Consider the following 14,152-nt stretch of genomic DNA (forward strand, 5'->3'; position numbering starts at 1 on the left):
AGTTTAAGCCAGCTGTTACTGCTAATTGATGACCGTGATTTCTAGATAGCAAAACCCCTGTGAAACGTTTATCTTTTTTACATAGTTGTTCAATTAAAAGAGGAGTTCTGTCTCTACTGCCATCATTAATTAAAATAACTTCACAAGAAAAATTTGTTTGGTTAATTACATTAGAAATACGTTGAATAAGCTTATCAAAGACAGCTTCTTCGTTATAAAGCGGAACGACGATAGAAATTTTTATTTCTTCCAAAATTATTTTTTTTGGGTTTTAATTGCTTTTTCAAAAGTAGATAATTCTATTATAAAATCTAATTTTAAATTAACTAAAAAGTTTGTGTTTAAATTAATCAAAATTGTTCGTAAAAAAATGATTTAAACTAGTTAATTACAAAAAAAAATTAGAAAGATTTCAAACTCTCCTCCCAATACTTTACCTCAACGCCAAACACCTTTTTAATCTTACTCTTATCCAAAACACTATACACCGGTCGTTTTGCAGGTGTTGGAAAGCTTGTTGTTGGAATGGGTTCTAAATTGATTTTAATGTTATTAAATTCAAATATTTTTTTAGCAAAATAGTACCAACTGCATTGACCTTCGTTCGAAAAATTGTAGATTCCAAAATGGTTGTAGGTTGTAGGTTGTAGGTTGTAAGCTAGGCAGATTTTTACTAAAACTTCTGCCAAATCGACTGCATTTGTTGGTGTGCCGATTTGGTCGTTAACCACGGATAACTTATCTCTTTCTTTTGCTAAACGAAGCATTGTTTTCATAAAATTATTACCAAATTGTGAGTAAACCCAAGAAGTTCGGATGATAAAATGCTTTTGCCAATTTTCTTGAATGGCTTTTTCACCCTCTAATTTGGTTTTACCGTAAATTCCTGTTGGATTTGGAACATCCGCTTCTGTGTAGGGAGTGTTTTTTGTTCCATCAAATACAAAATCAGTGGAAATGTGAAGTAAAACAGTGTCAAATTCTTTGCAAACAACGGCTAGATTTTTTGGACCAACCACATTGATTAATTGGGCTTTTTCAGGTTCGCTTTCCGCTTTATCAACGGCTGTGTAGGCAGCAGCATTAATGCAAAAAGTTGGTTTAAATTGTTTAAATACTTGTTTTACGTTGTTCAAATTGGTTATGTCCAACGTACTTGAATCACAAAAAATAAACTGAATACCAGGATAATTGGCTGCAATAAACTGTAAACTCTGTCCTAATTGACCACCCGCTCCTGTTACTAAAACTACCATGCTTTTTTGGCATTTGCTAAAGTGGGTAATTGTGTGTCTTTTTCGGAAATAATTAGCTTTTCAGCGTCAAAATTCCAGTCAATTCCAATCGTTTCATCGTTGTAAATGATCCCGCCTTCTGATTCTTTATTGTAAAAATTATCACATTTGTAGAAAAAAGTGGCTGTTTCACTTAACACTAAAAAACCATGGGCAAAACCTCTGGGTACAAAAAATTGTTTTTGGTTTTCACCTGATAAAATAACAGCCTCATATTGACCGAATGTTTTTGAATTTGGACGAATATCGACCGCTACATCGAGTACTACACCTTGCAAAACCCGAACTAATTTAGCTTGAGCATAATCGCCCGTTTGATAATGTAAACCTCGTAAAACCCCTTTTGTTGAAAACGATTGATTGTCTTGTACAAAGACAACTTTTTGACCGATTCCCTCCTTAAAAGTTTGCTCGTTAAAACTCTCCATAAAATATCCGCGTTCATCTTGAATAATTTTGGGTTCAATAATAAAGCAGTCTTTTAATTTGGTTTCTATAAATTTCATACAGTAATGTGCCAATTTAGATTAAACCCATTAAGTGAGTTCCGTAGCCGCTTTTAAGTAATGGTTCTGCCAAATATTTTAACTGATTTGCATCAATAAACCCCATTTTATAAGCCGCCTCTTCAATCGCACCAATTTTCAACCCTTGTCGTTCCTCAATTACTTGAACAAACTGTCCTGCCTGCATCAGCGATTGAAACGTTCCGGTGTCTAACCAAGCTGTTCCTCTGTCTAAGATACTAACTTTTAATTTTCCTTGGTTTAAAAACTCTTTATTTACATCGGTGATTTCTAACTCTCCTCGACGACTAGGTTTTATGTTTGCAGCAATTTCTAAAACACTATTGTCGTAAAAATAAATGCCGGGAACCGCATAATTTGATTTAGGCTGACTTGGTTTTTCTTCTATCGACAAAACATTCCCGTTTGTATCAAAATCTACCACACCATAACGTTCAGGGTCATGCACATGATAAGCATAAATGACTCCTCCATTTGGGTTATTATTCGCTTGGAGCAATTCTGCCAAACCGGTTCCGTAGAAAATATTATCGCCCAATATCAAAGCTACTTTATCGTTTCCAACAAATTCTTTTCCAATTATAAAAGCTTCGGCTAATCCGTTTGGATGTTCTTGAACCGCATATTCAAACCGACAACCTAACTTGCTACCGTCACCCAATAGCTGACGAAATAAGGGCAAATCGTGTGGTGTAGAAATAATTAAAATTTCACTAATCCCAGCCCACATTAAAGTAGATAAAGGGTAATAAATCATCGGTTTATCATAAATTGGCATCAATTGTTTACTAACCGCCAGTGTTAAAGGGTGTAGTCGAGTGCCTGATCCTCCGGCTAAAATGATACCTTTCATTTAACTATTATTATGTTTTTTAAACATTTGTTTGATATAAAAGTTTTTTACGAAACTGAAAGTAATAAATAGAAGAACAAAAAGAAACGGAAGAATCAATTTTCTTTTTCCATTCATTCCTTTTGTGTTTTTTTCATTTAAAATAACACTCGTTTCTTTAATAATTTTATCAAGATTAACTAAGTTTATCCTTAAATTAGCTTGTTCGCCAATTAAGTTTTCCTTGGTTTGTAAAACATCATTTAATTGTGTGTTTTCGTTAAAATAAACCAATTTATCACTATTGTTTGAATTTGTTCTACTTTTAAATTGATTCATTAAACCATCTATTTGAGCTATGGTTGAATCATTCGCCTTCATTTTTAGTTGAATATTATTCAAATATTCTTTTTTTAATTGCTTAAAATGATTGCTGTCGTTTAAGAAGTTCAAAATAGGTAGAACCGTTTCATCATCCGAAGTTAACTTTGAAGTACTAAAAGTGAGTAAATGGAAAGGATAATTTTTACTTGTCAATTCGTTTTCAACCACTTTGTCAATATTTCCATCTTCAGCTAATAATTTAATTAATTCAAAATTATCTTTGTTATTATTGATAAACTTGTACACATCAATAATTGGTTTTATTTCAATTGTACCAAATTTTTTTGTGTTTTGAATACCAATATTTTTTAGGAAAGTAGTATCACCTTCGTTGATTTTAGACTCTAACAAATCAACTTTTGCATACAAATAATCGACACTTCCAAAATTAGGAGAAACTATAATTTGATGATCATAAGATTTTATTTTTTTATCTAAATAATATCCAATTCCGGCTCCTAGAATAAAAAGGATGGCAAATATGGCGAAATTCTTTTTTACAAAAAGGATGAAATGAAAAAGTTTATCAATTAAACGCCCATATATACCGTTAACTTTTTGGGCAATTTGCGATAAATCAATTTCTTGATTATCAGAATTTTGAGTTGAGTTAGAGCTCATAAGTAATCTAGTTAGAATTAAAAATCTGTTCTACTATTTTAATGGTAATTAAATACGTTGGTTTTACGCCGGTTGTTCCTAATCCACCGGACGCTAATGTACTTCCGGTTTCCAAAGGATTATCAGAAGCGTAATAAGCATAACGTACTTTTACTTCTTGTGGTATACTTTTTCGAATTCTTGAGGCAGATTGAATGGCTTTTTGGTAATAGGCTCCTTCCATTTCTAATCCAATAACTCCCCAGGTAGATTCATGAAAAAACTTTAATAAATCTTTGTTTTGAAGTGAAGTGCCCAATACCGTTACCATCGGGCCAGCATACACCGGAATATCATTACCCATTAGCATCGCTGCGGTAAGCTCGTTTTCAAACGGATAATTATCGCCTGTTCCTTCGTTGATATGTGCAGATGGAATCATAATATCTCCTTTACCTCCTTGTAAAATTCCGGCTTTGCCCATGATCGAAACCGATTCAACATCCAAAAAGGTTTGTTTTGCTTTGCCCTCCTTGTAAGGTTTTAATAATTCATCAATGGTTTCGTACGCCTGTTCACCAAAAGCATAATCCATTACAATTAAAACGGGTTTTTGTCCGTTGAATTTAGCTTTTGAAAAATTAGTTTTCGTAAAATCTATTTTAGCCGTATCAAAAACCTGTACGTCAATATTGGTACCTGATGTATCCAACAATGAAATCATACCGTTTTTAAGTGCAAATTCTTCTACTTTGTTTCTCAGATCATTCGCTCCGGGCTTGCTCAATTCTTCATATATAAAGAAATCAGGTTTGTCTTTAAATTTCGTTTTTAAAACTTGCGTAGCAAAAATAGAATTCATCACACTGTGCATGTTGGCACTAATAATATGGATCGGTCTTTCCAATAAATTATTTTCTTTTAGTACCTCTTTGATTCTAGTTGCCCAAATTTCACCGTGGATATGATGTCCTAACCGCTCTCTTAATATTGGACTAAAGGTGATGGTTCTTTTATTGTTATCCAACACTTCTTCAATAGCTAATTTTCCCAACCAATAAATGATGTGTAAAAAACGATCCGGTTTTTCGGTTGAACCAAACGAATCATAAATTTCTAAAACCTCCGAAAAACTTCTTCCTAAAACATTCGAAGCATGAGAAATAGCCTTTTCTTTATCTATTTGTGCTAACTTTTTGTTTTGTAAAACATAGTGTTCAACCTTTTTCCAATCGCGAGTTACCTCAAATTGATTTTCATCCAATAAAACGCGGTCTTTAATTTTGTGTGACTCTATAAAAATAAACGTTAAATGTGTCAAAATATCATAAATATCCGAACGACCACGTGTAATTTCTACATTCATTTGCTCTTCGTCAATGCGGTAACAATTACGTCTTCTTTTGGGAGGAACAATCGCCTGAAAGTGCGATTTAGAATACCCTTCGTCTGAAGTTAAATTAATGTAGCGACATTCTTCAATTCCAATAGGAAGTCGTTCAATTACATACAATAATCCGTTTAATTCAACTTTTTCTTCGGCAATAGAACCATAAATTTCAGGGCGTAATTGCAACAATGCTTCACGTAAGGTTTCACCCGAAACACCCATTGGTTTATAGAAACCTCTGTTGAACAGGTGACGCATGGTAATATACAATCGTTCAATGGCTGCAGAAGATTCCTGAGCTCTTGAACGGGATATGTTTTTTATTTCTTTCATTAAATTCTGTTTTCTAACCTGCAAATTTACACTTTTTTAGTTTGGCTAAAATAATCTGCAATTTTTCTATCATTACTCAAACGAGGCAATTTATTTTGCCCTCCTAATTTCCCAATAGATTTCATGTACTCTTGAAAACCGTTTTGATCTACTTTTGTTATCACTAATGTTCGCAATACTTTACCCACTATTAAATCGTCATAATAGGAGTTTTGTTTTCGCATGGCATCATCAATTTTTAGAGCAAAAACCTCTAAATTTTCAGGTTCGTTTTCAAATTCGATAAACCATTCGTGATAGGGTAATCCTGATTTGGGTGTAATTTGTGGGGCAACGGTAAATTCATTCACACGAATAGACGTGCCTTCCATCGCTTCTTTCAAAGCGTGTTCTACTTCTTTGCCAATCACATGTTCACCAAAAGCGGAAATAAAATGTTTGATTCTGCCTGAAACAATTACACGATGTGGTTTTAGCGATGTAAATTGCACAGTATCACCTATGTTATAGGCCCAAAGTCCGGCATTAGTTGAGATAATGAGTGCATAATTCACCCCTAATTCCACTTCCCCAATCGTATATCGTTTTGGATTTTCTGTAAAGAAATCTTCTGTTTTTATAAATTCATAAAACATTCCGGAATTCAACAACAATAACATTCCTTTTTCGCTTTGCTTATCTTGATAGGCAAAAAATCCCTCGGAAGCGGGAAATAATTCCACCGAATCGACTTTTCGTCCGATTAAATTTTCAAATTTAGCTCGGTACGGTTCAAAATTTACACCGCCGTACACATACAAGCTGAAATTTTTAAACAATTCACCCACTTTTTTTTCTGACTTTTCCTGCAATTTTTCAAAATACATTTGCACCCATGCCGGTATTCCGGAGATAACCGTCATATCTTCGTCGATAGTCTCATCAACAATGACATTTACTTTGGTTTCCCAATCATCAATGCAATTAGTTTCCCATGATGGCATTCTGTTTTTGAGTAAATATTTCGGAACATAATGGGCGACAATTCCGGAGAGTCGTCCCAATTTGATTCCGTTTTTTTCATCCAAAATCGGACTTCCCTGTAAGAAAATCATTTTTCCTTTGACAAAATTGGCATTTCCGCTTTCATGAATATAACTTAACAACGCATTTCGAGCGGCTTGAATATGAAACGGAATCGATTCTTTGGTAAGCGGAATGTACTTGGCACCCGATGTTGTTCCCGATGTTTTAGCAAAATAAATGGGTTTGCCTTTCCACAAAATATCTGGTTTTCCTTCTACAACTAAATCTATATATGACCGTAGTGCTTCATAATCGCGAACCGGAACCTTTTCAGCAAAATCTTGAAAAGTGTTGATTTGGTTAAAATGGTGGTCTTTTCCAAATTTGGTCTGGGTAGCATCTTTGATTAGATTTTTAAAAACCTTTTGTTGAGTTTCAATCGGTTTTGAAGACCATTTCTGAGTATCTTTATTTACTTTATTAGCTAAAAGTTTAGCGGCTAAAACTTTAATTCGCGTCATTATTCAAAATCAATAAATTGAGTAGGATCGATTGTAAATCCGTCTTTCCAAAGTTCAAAATGTAAATGAATTCCCGTTGATTCTTTTCCGGTAGATCCGGCCAAACCAATTACCTCGCCTGTTCGCACCACGTCGCCTTGGGTTTTGGTTAGAGTTGCCGCGTGTTTGTAGACAGATAAAATAGCATCACGATGTTTGATGATAATTACGTTTCCGGTAGTGGGCGTCCAATCAGCAAAGACAACGGTTCCATTAGCAACCGATTTGATTGGTGTGTCTTTTGGCACCGCAATATCTACTGCAAAATGTTTGTTAACGGCACTGTAATGCTCCGTTATATGTCCTTTTACCGGAGGAAATAAAACCAAATTTACCTTTGATTGAGCTTTTTCAAAAAGATTGTATTTATCTTCTAATGCCACTTGTTCACGAAGTTTTAATTCTTCTTCCGAGGGGTTTAATTTATCTTTTGAAATATCATTGTTTTCAGGATTTAATATAGAATCTTTGTTAAAGTTAGCATATTCTAAATCTCCTGTGAGAATCTTTTTGATAGACTCAATATACAGTTCGTTTTTTTTAACTTCCAAAGCCAAAGAATCAGATTTAACAGCTAAAATAGTAGCGTCTTTTTTCAATTTATTAGAGGCATAACCCGGAATAAATTCTCGCAAAGGGGTAAAGGCAATAATATAGGTCGTGATAGAAATAATCAAAATGGCAGAAATAGTCACAACCACAAAAACATTCATTAAATTTAGTTTTAATGAAAAAATCTCTTCAAATGATTCTTCATTTAAAATGACTAATCTGTTTTTTGTGAAAAGTTGTTTTTTTAGGCGTTGTCTTTTTAGTCTTTTTGCAGACATGTTCAAAAATTATTATACAAATATAGGAATTAATGCTTCTTGAAAATGTATCGGTTTTCCTGTTTATAAAAAATATAGTTTACTTTAACGCAATTTTGGGTTAAGAATTGCTTGTGTTCTGACCAAATACATAAAATTATTTTTACCTTTGTAGTCTTAATTTAGATATTATGAATGCATTAACAATAGTTTTAGGTTTCATTGGTGTACCACAAGTCATTTTGATTGTAGTGGTTTTGCTATTACTTTTCGGAGGTAAAAAAATTCCGGAACTAATGAAAGGATTGGGGAGTGGCATCAAAGAATTTAAAAACGCTGCCAAAGAAGATCAACCGGCCGATAAAAAGACAGAAGAGGATAAAAAAGAGTAGTTTTGGTTTCCTTTATTAAAAATCCAGATACTGATTCAATATTCAGTATCTGGATTTTTTATATCACCATCGTCAACTGAATGCGTTTCCTCACTTCATCTACTTCAACTACTTTTACTTGCACGTGTTGATGCAATTTTACGACTTCATTTACATCAGAAACGAATCCGGCTTTGAGTTGCGAAATGTGCACCAAACCGCTTTCTTTTAATCCTACATCTACAAAACAACCAAAAGCAGTAATGTTATTGACAATTCCCGGTAAAACCATGCCGGTTCGCAAATCGGACATTTTCTTCACATTCGGGTCAAATTCAAAAACTTTGGCCGATTTTCTGGGGTCAAGTCCGGGTTTTTCGAGTTCTTTTAGAATGTCTTTAATTCCTAAAATTCCAATGGTTTCATTGGTGTAATTTTCAGGCTTTATTAATGCTATTTTTTCTTTGTTTCCGATTAAATCGGTTAAGGAAATTTTCAAATCTTTAGCCATTTTTTCCACAAGTGCATAGGCTTCCGGATGCACTGCTGAATTATCTAGCGGATTTTTTCCGTTTTGAATACGAATAAAAGCCGCTGCTTGTTGATAAGCTTTTTCGCCCAATCGTGGTACTTTTTTCAATTGCTTTCGATCTTCAAACGGACCATTTTCTGAACGGAAAGCTACAATGTTTTCGGCCATTTTTTCGCCAATTCCCGAAACATAACTCAACAACGATTTACTGGCGGTATTCAAGTTGACACCCACCGAATTCACGCATCGAACCACAACCGTATCTAATTCTTCCTTCAACTTCGTTTGATCTACATCGTGTTGGTATTGCCCCACTCCGATAGATTTAGCATCTATTTTTACCAATTCAGCCAACGGGTCGGCCAATCGTCTTCCGATGGAAACTGAACCACGAACGGTTACATCATAATTCGGAAATTCATCTCGTGCAATTTTGGAAGCCGAATAAACAGATGCTCCCGCCTCAGAAACTACAAAAACCTGAACAGGCTTATCGAATGCAATTTTTTTAATGAAAAATTCAGTTTCGCGACTAGCCGTTCCGTTACCAATTGAAATCGCTTCAATATTGTAAGCATTTACCATTGAACGAATTTTCTTCATCGCCATGGCATGTTCATTTTGTGGCGGATGTGGATAAATGGTTTCATTGTAGAGCAAATCGCCTTTTTCATCCAAACAAACTACTTTACATCCGGTGCGATAGCCCGGGTCAATAGCCAGAATTCGCTTTTCACCCAAAGGCGGAGCAAGTAGTAACTGACTCAAATTCTGAGCAAAAACATCAATTGCTTTGGCATCTGCTTTCGTTTTAAATTCTTGAAGTGTTTCGTTGGAAATAGCCGGTACGAGCAAGCGTTTGTAACTATCTTTTATAGCTAACTTTAATTGATGTGCGGTTTCTTTGTTGTTTTTAATCGTATTATTTTCGATGAATTCAAGAGCTTCTTCAGGTTCAATTTCGATATTCATTTTTACAAAACCTTCGGTTTCGGCACGCAACATGGCCAACAATCGGTGCGATGGTGTTTTTGAAAGTGGTTCGGCCCAATCCAAATATTGATTGAATTTTTGTGCCGCTTCGTCGTCTTTTTTGCTTTTTACAACTTTGGTAGAAACAATCGCTTTTCGTTGAAATAATCGTCGGAGATTTTTTCTAATAAACGTGTTTTCATTGATCCATTCTGCAATAATGTCTCTTGCTCCTTGTAACGCTTCGTCTTCATTGGCTACTTGTTCATTCAGGTATTTTGAAGCAATAAATTCAATATCATCGCTGTTTTGAGCCATGATGATTTTGGCTAAAGGTTCCAACCCTTTTTCGCGAGCTACATCGGCTTTGGTTTTTTTCTTTTTTTTGTAAGGGAGATAATAATCTTCTATTTCTTGTAAGTCGAACGAATTTTCAATTTTTGCTTTCAATTCCGGCGACAATTGTCCTTGCTCGTCAATCGATTTTAAAATAGATTCTTTTCGTTTAACGATTTCTTCAAATTGTTTGTTGAGTTTGAAAATTTGTTCGATTTGTACTTCATCTAAATTTCCGGTTTGATCTTTTCGGTAACGGGAAATGAATGGGATTGTGCAGTCTTCGGAAAGAAGTTGTAACGTGTTTTCAATTCCTTTAACGGGAAGTTGTGTGGCTGATTGGATATATTGGATGTGGGTCATTAGGTAATAAATTCTATATGTATTGTAAAAACCTTGATATAAAAAATACAAAAAAATGTAAATTCAGTCAATTGATTGACGGAATTTACAAAAACATGTAAATATCAAACAATATAAAATGAATTTAATCCATTAATTCAGTGATATTTACCTCTAATACAGAAGCTATTTTATGTATAGTTGCTAAATTTAACTTCACTTTTCCATTTTCCAGTTTGGCATAATGACTTTGAGAAACACCGATTTTATCTGCCACAAATTCTTGTGTAAGGTTTTTATCGTTTCTGAGTTGACGAATTTTAAGTAAGGTTTTAGAGAACATAGCATTGCATTAAAACATGAATAACTGTTTTAGGCAAATTTGTTTTGGGTTTTACAAAAGTAGAAAAAAAAAAAAAATGATTCCTACAAATTTTAAGTGTTAATTTTAGTCAGATTCTGACTAGGTTTATCATTTTTAACTCCTTAAATTTGAAATAATTAAGATAACATTCAAATTAATAAGGGTTTAAAAGGACTAACCACCCGCTTGTGACACGACACAAAAAATGCTTTTCTATTTTTTTGTAAGTACTTTTTTTAGAAACTAATTGTTGACTATTGAAGTTTGTTGAGCAACAATTTGAAAGACCTAACAAACACAAAAAAGCAGCCTTACTTTTTTAATGTTTTCGACGACATAGTAAGACTGCAATTCATTTAATAAATACAAATTTATGAAAAAATTAATTTTTCTTTTTATAATTTCTTCTTTTGGATTTTTATCATGTGAAAACAATGATGAAACAAACAAAACTTCAAATAATGATACTATATTTAAAAGGGATGGAATAAGATTTCATGTAATCTTTGCAGATTGGTCAGAATGGGGTAGAACAAGTAGAGATTGCGATGGTTGGGGATTGTGTAATTTTAGAAGTTGTACCTTTTGTTGCACAGATTCTAACGGAGTAATTGTTTCATGTAATGAAAATCAAAACAGAATATCTAGGTCGGGTAAAATTGTTTTATATGAAGACAATGAAGAAGGATTTTTGGAAATTAATCTTGATGTAGTATTTCCAGATGAAAAAAATGCAATTGATAATAAACTAATATTATACATTGATCAAGACTTAGTTAATGATGGTGTAAAACTTCACAAAGGTGAATATGAATTTAATTTAAATGTAGGAAGATATGGGGGTTATATTATCAAAGCTTCTAAAGTTTAAATCAAGGGAAAGGTTTAAAACCTTTCCTTTTCTTCATAAACTAAAAATATTGTTGTTTTTTGTTTTATTAGTTATTCTTTACTCTTGTAAAATAAACGGAAGTTTTCAGGGGCTTTACAGTTATTATCATTCAACAAAAAAAGCGAAACCTTCTTTAATTGAAAAATATGATATAACAAAAGAATGTCAATTTGAAAACCAAAAAAAAGTGATTGTAATCAATCATGAAGATTTAAAAAATTGCTTGAAACAAAACCCTAAGTCGCTCATCTATATTTGGAAACCAAAGTGTAAAAGTGAGTTTTGTTATGCTTTGAATATTGTGCAAAATAGATGTTTACAAAATGATATTGAATTATTTGTAGTTGCGGAATATTATGATGCTACATTAATGGATATAGATTATCTTCTAAAAAAACCGCTATTTGGAATTGATGTTGAATACTACAACACAAATCTAACAGAAAAATACTTGAATTTGTTTGTTTCAGGGATAACGTCAAATCAAACAATAGAAGGAAGTTTTATCTATTTTATTGATGGTAAATATGAAAAATCTTTTAAAAAAATTAATGAAATAGACGAATTATAGTGCTAATCCTGCACAATAAAATCCTTTGGATCCACTTTTTGAAATTCCGGCTGGATATTTACATGATTGATGTTGAATTTTTCATAAAGCACTTCTTCAATTTCGTGCAATAAGTCGTTAAATTCACTCATTTTGATGTCGGCAGCACAATCGAGATGAGCTTCTAAATGCAGTTCTTCTTCGTTCAAATGCCAAACGTGAATGTGGTGCAACTTCCCTACTCCTTTGATTTGATGTACCTCGCGAACAATTTCTTTAATGTCGATGGTATCCGGTGTAAACAACATCAACATTTTGGTGGATTTTAAAAACAAATCAAATCCTACAACTATTAGATAGACAGCAATCAATAATGTCATCACACTATCCACCCAATAAATTTCATAATATTTCATCAATAAACCACCTGTTAAAACTGCTACAGAAGCCATCATGTCGGTTAGCAAATGCAAATAAGCCGATTTCATATTCAAGTTATGAGCGGCATCTTTACGAAGTAATAAAACAGAAAATCCGTTGACTACAATCCCTAAAAGAGCCAACCAAATCACTAAATCCGATGCAATAGGCTCGGGATGCATTAATTTTAGTATTGCATGATAAATCAATATAAACGCCACAATAATCAAGGTAGAGGCATTGATAAATGCCGCAATTAATTCCGCTCTTTTGTATCCAAATGTGTGACTGATAGACGCTTTACGCCGCGATAATTTGTGAGCCACTAAACTAAAAATCAGTGAAAGCACGTCGGAAAAATTGTGCAACGCATCCGAAATTAATGCCAAACTACCTGAAACAATTCCACCAATTACTTGAGCAATGGTAATTAACGTATTTAATAAAATTGAATAAATTAAATTATTGCCTTTGACGTTATGTTTATGGATTTTTGGATTGGAGGACATTTAGGATTTTTTTAAACCATTAAGAGCAACTTATTTTATTCACTCGATTTAAATGTCTTCCGCCTTCAAAATCAGTATTCAAAAAGGTTTCCACCATTTCCACTGCTTGCGGAATCGAAGTAAATCTTGCCGGAATACTAATGATATTTGCATCATTATGTTGTCTGGCTAAAGCTACAATTTCTTTGGTCCAACACAATGCTGCTCTGATACCTTGGTGTTTGTTGACAGTCATTGCAATGCCGTTTCCACTTCCGCAAATGACGATACCAAAATCCGCTTTTCCGGTTTCAACATCGGCGGCTACAGGATGACCAAAATCAGGATAATCTACACTATCAGTAGTGTTTGTACCGTGATTGATGACTTGGTGACCTTGTTTTTCTAAAAAATCAACGATGGCTTTTTTATAATCCGGACCAGCGTGATCGTTTCCAATTGAGATTTTCATAAAGAGTTGTGTTGTTATTTTTATCTTTACAAAAATAATCAAATTCAATCAGGTTAGGATGAAATTTAACGGTCAGGTTTGTTCGTTTGAAGATAATGCGTTGTATTGGGAATTACACATCCCGATTCCGGCTGCAATTTTCGAAGAATTAATTGAAGAAGCCAAAGACAAACGTGTGGTATGCACACTCAATGAAAAATTTTCTTTTCATTGTGCGATGTTACCCAAAGGTAGTTTTCATTATATTTTATTGAATAGAGAAATCTCTAGAAAATTGAATTTGCATTTGAATGATGATGTGGAAGTTGAATTAATAAAAGATGATAGCAAATACGGGATGTCACTTTCGGAAGAAATGGAAGAAGTTTTTTTTAGCGACCCAGAAGGAAGTGATTTGTTTCATAAACTAACTCCCGGTAAACAACGCTCATTAATTCACATAGTCAATAAATACAAAAGTTCACAGCTACGAATTGAAAAATCGTTTGTTATTTTAGATCATTTGAAAAACAGAAATGGTATTTTGGATTTTAAATGCTTAAATGAAGATTTTAAACGATTTAAAAAATAATAATCACCACAATAACAGAATTGAATAACATTGAACAACGTTTTGTTCAGACCGCATTTGTAAGTTTGGTTAAGTTTCTATGTTCTGAATAGAGACACTCTTTCATG

At 33.4% G+C, this 14,152-nt stretch carries 16 protein-coding genes; 4 read left to right on the forward strand and 12 right to left on the reverse strand.

The window, feature by feature from the left end; translation table 11 throughout:
• From R2782_RS08735 to R2782_RS08770, 8 genes are all read right to left on the reverse strand, one after another.
• Positions 1-253: glycosyltransferase (locus R2782_RS08735; RefSeq protein ID WP_371267850.1), on the reverse strand; the 253-nt coding region annotated here is incomplete at its 3' end.
• 148 nt (positions 254-401) lie between these two features.
• Positions 402-1,256: a dTDP-4-dehydrorhamnose reductase gene (gene rfbD / locus R2782_RS08740; RefSeq protein ID WP_371267851.1), complete on the reverse strand. Its 855-nt coding sequence runs from the start codon at positions 1,254-1,256 to the stop codon at positions 402-404.
• Entirely contained in the window at positions 1,250-1,801 is a 552-nt protein-coding gene (gene rfbC / locus R2782_RS08745) for a dTDP-4-dehydrorhamnose 3,5-epimerase (RefSeq protein WP_371267853.1), read from the reverse strand. The genes rfbD and rfbC overlap by 7 nt, the downstream gene beginning before the upstream one ends.
• A gap of 16 nt (positions 1,802-1,817) precedes the next feature.
• Positions 1,818-2,675 carry a glucose-1-phosphate thymidylyltransferase RfbA gene (gene rfbA / locus R2782_RS08750; RefSeq protein WP_371267854.1) on the reverse strand — a complete coding sequence of 286 codons (858 nt, stop codon included), beginning with the start codon at positions 2,673-2,675 and terminating at the stop codon, positions 1,818-1,820.
• On the reverse strand, positions 2,676-3,659 hold the full coding sequence (locus R2782_RS08755; RefSeq protein ID WP_371267855.1) for a hypothetical protein: 984 nt from the start codon (positions 3,657-3,659) through the stop codon (positions 2,676-2,678).
• A 7-nt stretch (positions 3,660-3,666) separates the two neighbouring features.
• Positions 3,667-5,361: a hypothetical protein gene (locus R2782_RS08760; protein WP_371267856.1), complete on the reverse strand. Its 1,695-nt coding sequence runs from the start codon at positions 5,359-5,361 to the stop codon at positions 3,667-3,669.
• A gap of 26 nt (positions 5,362-5,387) precedes the next feature.
• The gene (locus R2782_RS08765) at positions 5,388-6,887 is read right to left on the reverse strand and encodes a GH3 auxin-responsive promoter family protein (RefSeq protein ID WP_371267857.1); all 1,500 of its coding nucleotides are present in this window, start codon (positions 6,885-6,887) and stop codon (positions 5,388-5,390) included.
• Positions 6,887-7,756, reverse strand: coding sequence for a M23 family metallopeptidase (locus tag R2782_RS08770; RefSeq protein WP_371267858.1), 870 nt, complete (start codon positions 7,754-7,756; stop codon positions 6,887-6,889). The genes R2782_RS08765 and R2782_RS08770 overlap by 1 nt, the downstream gene beginning before the upstream one ends.
• A gap of 170 nt (positions 7,757-7,926) precedes the next feature.
• Here R2782_RS08770 and tatA point away from each other — a divergent pair, with 170 nt between their 5' ends.
• Positions 7,927-8,127, forward strand: coding sequence for a twin-arginine translocase TatA/TatE family subunit (tatA, locus tag R2782_RS08775; RefSeq protein ID WP_371267859.1), 201 nt, complete (start codon positions 7,927-7,929; stop codon positions 8,125-8,127).
• Between the two features lie 58 nt (positions 8,128-8,185).
• Here tatA and R2782_RS08780 read toward each other — a convergent pair whose 3' ends face one another.
• On the reverse strand, positions 8,186-10,309 hold the full coding sequence (locus R2782_RS08780; protein ID WP_371267860.1) for a Tex family protein: 2,124 nt from the start codon (positions 10,307-10,309) through the stop codon (positions 8,186-8,188).
• Positions 10,310-10,433: 124 nt separating this feature from the next.
• On the reverse strand, positions 10,434-10,631 hold the full coding sequence (locus tag R2782_RS08785) for a helix-turn-helix domain-containing protein (protein ID WP_371267861.1): 198 nt from the start codon (positions 10,629-10,631) through the stop codon (positions 10,434-10,436).
• A 394-nt stretch (positions 10,632-11,025) separates the two neighbouring features.
• Between R2782_RS08785 and R2782_RS08790 the strand changes: the two genes are divergently transcribed.
• Both R2782_RS08790 and R2782_RS08795 read left to right on the forward strand, forming a co-directional pair.
• Positions 11,026-11,523 (forward strand): hypothetical protein, encoded by a 498-nt coding sequence (locus tag R2782_RS08790; protein WP_371267862.1) that lies wholly within the window; start codon positions 11,026-11,028, stop codon positions 11,521-11,523.
• A gap of 49 nt (positions 11,524-11,572) precedes the next feature.
• A complete protein-coding gene (locus tag R2782_RS08795; RefSeq protein ID WP_371267863.1) occupies positions 11,573-12,115 on the forward strand; it encodes a hypothetical protein in 543 nt (180 codons plus the stop codon).
• 2 nt (positions 12,116-12,117) lie between these two features.
• On the opposite strand, the gene R2782_RS08800 is transcribed toward R2782_RS08795, so the two are convergent.
• Entirely contained in the window at positions 12,118-13,023 is a 906-nt protein-coding gene (locus R2782_RS08800; protein ID WP_371267864.1) for a cation diffusion facilitator family transporter, read from the reverse strand.
• A gap of 19 nt (positions 13,024-13,042) precedes the next feature.
• The gene (gene rpiB, locus R2782_RS08805) at positions 13,043-13,474 is read right to left on the reverse strand and encodes a ribose 5-phosphate isomerase B (protein ID WP_371267865.1); all 432 of its coding nucleotides are present in this window, start codon (positions 13,472-13,474) and stop codon (positions 13,043-13,045) included.
• Between the two features lie 58 nt (positions 13,475-13,532).
• On the opposite strand from rpiB, the gene R2782_RS08810 reads away from it, so the two are divergent.
• Entirely contained in the window at positions 13,533-14,045 is a 513-nt protein-coding gene (locus tag R2782_RS08810) for a DUF1905 domain-containing protein (RefSeq protein WP_371267866.1), read from the forward strand.
• Positions 14,046-14,152 lie beyond the last annotated feature (107 nt).

This window comes from Flavobacterium sp., from assembly GCF_041392085.1.
In the GTDB taxonomy this organism is placed as follows: domain Bacteria; phylum Bacteroidota; class Bacteroidia; order Flavobacteriales; family Flavobacteriaceae; genus Flavobacterium.